This window comes from Accumulibacter sp. (assembly GCF_031732815.1).
Lineage (GTDB): Bacteria > Pseudomonadota > Gammaproteobacteria > Burkholderiales > Rhodocyclaceae > Accumulibacter.
The window spans coordinates 1-4208 of record NZ_JAVMKF010000178.1 but is presented as its reverse complement, the minus strand read 5'-3'; the positions used below and the strand labels follow the sequence as shown (position 1 = coordinate 4208).

At 63.0% G+C, this 4208-nt stretch carries 6 protein-coding genes and 1 tRNA gene; 4 read left to right on the top strand and 3 right to left on the bottom strand.

Annotated features, from left to right (window positions below):
- Positions 1 to 252 precede the first annotated feature (252 nt).
- The 4 genes from RKP46_RS11735 to RKP46_RS11720 all read left to right on the top strand — a co-directional run bounded on the left by RKP46_RS11735 (position 253) and on the right by RKP46_RS11720 (position 2131).
- Entirely contained in the window at positions 253 to 774 is a 522-nt protein-coding gene (locus tag RKP46_RS11735) for a hypothetical protein (RefSeq protein WP_311106808.1), read from the top strand.
- 52 nt (positions 775 to 826) lie between these two features.
- On the top strand, positions 827 to 1114 hold the full coding sequence (locus RKP46_RS11730) for a hypothetical protein (protein WP_311106807.1): 288 nt from the start codon (positions 827 to 829) through the stop codon (positions 1112 to 1114).
- A 56-nt stretch (positions 1115 to 1170) separates the two neighbouring features.
- Positions 1171 to 1356: a hypothetical protein gene (locus RKP46_RS11725; RefSeq protein WP_311106806.1), complete on the top strand. Its 186-nt coding sequence runs from the start codon at positions 1171 to 1173 to the stop codon at positions 1354 to 1356.
- 325 nt (positions 1357 to 1681) lie between these two features.
- On the top strand, positions 1682 to 2131 hold the full coding sequence (locus tag RKP46_RS11720; protein WP_311106805.1) for a hypothetical protein: 450 nt from the start codon (positions 1682 to 1684) through the stop codon (positions 2129 to 2131).
- Positions 2132 to 2349: 218 nt separating this feature from the next.
- Here the strand turns inward: RKP46_RS11720 and RKP46_RS11715 are convergent.
- The 3 genes from RKP46_RS11715 to tsaE form a co-directional block, all read right to left on the bottom strand.
- Positions 2350 to 2425, bottom strand: a tRNA-Thr gene (locus RKP46_RS11715).
- Between the two features lie 110 nt (positions 2426 to 2535).
- Positions 2536 to 3939, bottom strand: a complete 1404-nt coding sequence (locus RKP46_RS11710; protein ID WP_311106804.1) for an N-acetylmuramoyl-L-alanine amidase — start codon at positions 3937 to 3939, stop codon at positions 2536 to 2538.
- Positions 3894 to 4208, bottom strand: a 315-nt coding sequence (gene tsaE, locus RKP46_RS11705) for a tRNA (adenosine(37)-N6)-threonylcarbamoyltransferase complex ATPase subunit type 1 TsaE (protein WP_311106803.1), incomplete at its 5' end; no start/stop codon positions are given. The genes tsaE and RKP46_RS11710, both read right to left, overlap by 46 nt.

Sequence of the window (4208 nt, the reverse complement as noted above, 5' to 3'; positions counted from 1 at the left end):
GGTGCCGCACTCAAGCGCCGCCGCGGATTTGCAGCTCTGCCGAAAGGACACGATCGAGCCGGGCCGGCGACAACCATCGGCACCCATGACAGCCAGCGAGGAAACGGCAGTCCGGGCATGGCTGGCACTGATCGAGGAAACCGACCCGGCGATCATTGCCGAAGTCTTGACGGTCTGCCGGCGGGATGCGGAAGCGCGCGAGTACTACCTTGGCCGGGCCGGCGCTGATCCTCAGATCGATGACGACCGGCGATGCTGCTCGCAGTGCGGCAACCTGCGGTCTGGCGTCTGCACCGTGGCTCGACCTGGCGGGCTGGTGTCGGCGATCGTCGGGTATCGGCCCGCATCGCCTGGCGTGCCTCAACGGTGCGCGGGCTATTCGATGAACCCCAATTGCACGACGAGGACGACATGAACGACCCGTCACCCCAAGCGCTTGCCGCCGGCCTGTTTGTCGAGCCGGACGGATCAGAGCCAAAGCTGACCACGGCCGGACTGTTTTCCTTGGCAGGCGTTCTCGCCTTCTCCCGCCAGTGCGACCCTGCATCAAGCGCGCACTGCCTGCAGGGCGTTCGTCGCGTGATGGAAGCCGCCAGCAAGGCCGGGCTAAGTCCGCAGTCGGAAGCGCGCATCTGGGCGCTATTCCGGCACGGGTACGACCCAGCCGCCGGCGACGAGCATGGCAAGGCGCTTGCCGCCCTTTGCCGGCTGGTGGCCGCCATCATCGGGCCGGATCTGATGAGGCACTTGCTGTCAGGCGAGGGCACGCACTGATGCGCGGTATTCGGCGAATGCCCGTGATACCGATCAAGGAAGGAAACGACTGATGGCATGGGAGCCCGGACAACCAATCAGGTCGGCGCAAGACGAGGCCGACTGGCAGGAATGGAAACGCCGGACGAAGGCGGAAGGACAGCGTTACCGGCGCAGTCAGTACCGGCGCATCGACTACGCCGACGTGAGCGACGAGGCCGCGCGGATCATCGATCGCGAGGTGAGCACGGCGCAACGCGAGCGACGCTACGTCGATTCAACCTACAGCGCTGTGCTCAACCGCATCGTGGAGGAGTGGGCGGCGCACCGGAATAAAAGAGGAGCAAGACACCGTGCATGAATGCGATGCCATCGTGCAAGGTTTACCCAAGGTTTGGCCCAACGGCGACGAGTTGCTTGCCTGACAAGAACCGCACCGCACAATGCCATAAGCAAGATAAAGCACGCACCATGCCCCATCATGCGCAGACGGGTATTCAGCCGGTACGACTCAAGCATGGCGCAAGAATTGCAGACGTTGCGCAGCACAATGCCTATGGCAAGCGCCCGCTGGCGGCGCTCAGGGGCGTTTCTGCGGCGTAGTGGTCGGGATTGCATTGCCGCGCGGCTGATCGTTCGTCTTGGCGGGATTCTGCAAGTCCTTGACGGACTGCTGGTGACTGGCAGATACTGCCGCGGTCGCTGCACATCAGCGATGCGGGTGTGAGAAGCCCGGAACGAAGGCGGACAAGCCGCCAGCACAGCGGCTTTTTCATGTCTGCGACATGGCGCCCAGTTATGGGTGGCCGTGCGGGGCATCTTCGGATGCGCCGGTCCCTTCGTCCGGTCTTCTCAACCCGCACGGTCCGCCCTCCTGTTTGAGAAGCGTGGAAGCCGGAATCACAACCCGCAACGAAGGAGCCTCACCATGTCCAACATCCCCGGCGCCGACGCGCGCCAATCCCCTTACGCCTCAACACTCGCCAGCATCGAACCCGAAGGCCTCCCCGCATTGGCCGCGGCCGCCCTTGAATTGTTCGACGCCATCAACCAAGCGCGCCTCGTGGTCAATCCCGACTTGGCGGCGGCGCAGGCTATCGCCACGAGCAATCTGATTGAGTCGCTCTACCCCCTACAGGATGCCTTGCACGGCGCGGCCGACACTCTGCCGGCAGCCCTGGCAGGGTTCCTCTCGACGGCGAACATGTCTGAGAAAAGCGGCTACGTCTTCGGCGCGTACTTTGACGAGCCTTTCGCCGTCACCTTGACGATTGACGCCCGCACGGTAGCGGTCGACCGGTTCCGTGCGGACTTGCCACGTATCGCCGCCAAGTTGGAACACTACCTCGCCGATACCCGTGCAGAGGCTCTGCGCTGAACAAGACCCGGCCAAGCGCCGGGTTTTTCGTTGGGGCAGCCATGGTTACAGCCGCGATGGCTACAGGCAAGGCTACAGTTTCTGGAAATGAAACCAGCCCGGCCGACGCGGCGATGGCGCGGCGGGCAAGATTACAGGCCAAGAAACGGCAAATGTAACCCCGGCGTAACCCCACAAAAAAGCCAAACCTTGCGGGTCTGGCTAAGTGCCTGTTTATTTGGTGCCGCTGGACGGAATCGAACTGTCGACCTTCGCATTACGAATGCGCTGCTCTACCGACTGAGCTACAGCGGCCTGCTGCTGTGAAGAGAAGCAACGGGCCGAATTCTAGCAGTGCCCGGCGCGATTTGGAACCGCAATTTTTGGCAGGAGGTGGGTGCTGATCACGCCCTCTGGCGGCGCTGCTAGTCGAGCCGGGCGAGCCTGGACTTGGCGAGCGGCGGGTTCTTCGCCAAGTATTTCCTGATGCCGGAGAGGATCGCCTCGGCGATCTTGTCCTGATAGGCGTCGTCGTTCAGACGCTTCTCTTCCTCTGGATTGGAGATGAAGGCGGTTTCGACGAGAATCGATGGGATGTCCGGCGCCTTGAGGACGGCGAAGCCCGCCTGCTCGACGGTCGCCTTGTGTAGACGGTTGATGCCGCCCAATTCACCGAGCACAGCCTTGCCGAGCTTCAGGCTGTCGTTGATCGTCGCCGTCTGCGAGAGGTCGAGCAGCGTACGCGCGAGGACGGGATCCTTCACATCGATGTTTACGCCGCCGATCAGATCGGCCGCGTTCTCTTTCTGCGCCAGATAGCGTGCGGCCGAACTCGAGGCGCCGCTCTCGGAGAGGACGAAGACCGACGATCCGTTGGCGTCGGGGCGAACGAAGGCATCGGCGTGGATCGAGACGAAGAGGTCGGACTGGATGCGCCGCGCTTTCTGCACGCGAGCGTGCAGCGGAACGAAGTAATCGGAATCGCGCGTCAGTACGGCGCGCATGTTCGGTTCGCTCTCGATCTTGGCGCGCAGGCGTCTGGCGACGGCCAGTGTGACGTTCTTTTCGTAGCTCCCGCCGCGTCCGACTGCCCCCGGGTCTTCGCCGCCATGCCCGGGGTCAAGGGTGATCGTGACCAAGCGGTCGACAACCGGCCTGCCGGATCGCTTGGCTGGCGGCTTGGCTTCGCCCGCATGTTCGCCTCTCGCCTCGGATCGGGCATCAAGCTTCGCTTCGCTTCTGGCCTCGACCTTCGCCTCGGGACGCGCTTCGGCCAGCGCTTCGCTGCGGCTGTCGGCCTTGCTGCTCGCCCGCCCGTCGACGACCGGCGCAGCTTGCTCGCCGCGGTCGAGCAAGGAAAGCAAGGGATCCTGCGGGTTCAGCGGGTAGACGTCGAGGACCAGGCGATGACCGTAGTTGCCGACCGGAGGCAAGACGAAGACCTGCGGGTTGGCCTCGTTCTTCAGTTCCATGACCAGCCGAACGACGCCCGGCTTGTAGCGCCCGGCACGCAAGCGGCGAATGTTCGGGTCGTCGGCCACCACCTTGCTCGCCAGGCTTTCGAGCACGCTGTTGAACTCGACCCCTTCCAGATCGACCACCAGCCGATCGGGATCCTTCACGGTAAAGTGCGCGTACTTGAGCGGCGCTGCATGCTCGATGGTGACCCGCGTGTAGTCCGCTGCCGGCCAGATGCGCACTGCGGTAATGCCCGAACTGCGGCTGGCCGCGGCTGCTGGCAGCGGGCTGACGGTCAGAAAGAGTGTGGCGCCAGCCAGCTTGATCAGTTGGCGACGGGCGGCCAGTGACTTCGGAGTTCGCTCAGACATCGTTTGCCCTCCTCGCTGCAAGCAATGACCTCGCCAGTTCGTCCGCTCTCCTCCATCTGCAGGAGAACGACCAGGTCAGCCGGCGGCACGTAGCCACCGGCTTTTTGCGGCCATTCGACCAAGCACACGGAATTACTATGGAAATATTCGCCAAGCCCTGCATCCGCAAACTCTTCTGGGAGGTTAAACCGGTAGAAATCAAAGTGATAGAAGTATATCCTCGAAATTACGTAAATTTCAACCAGTGTGTAGGTAGGGCTTCTCACTGA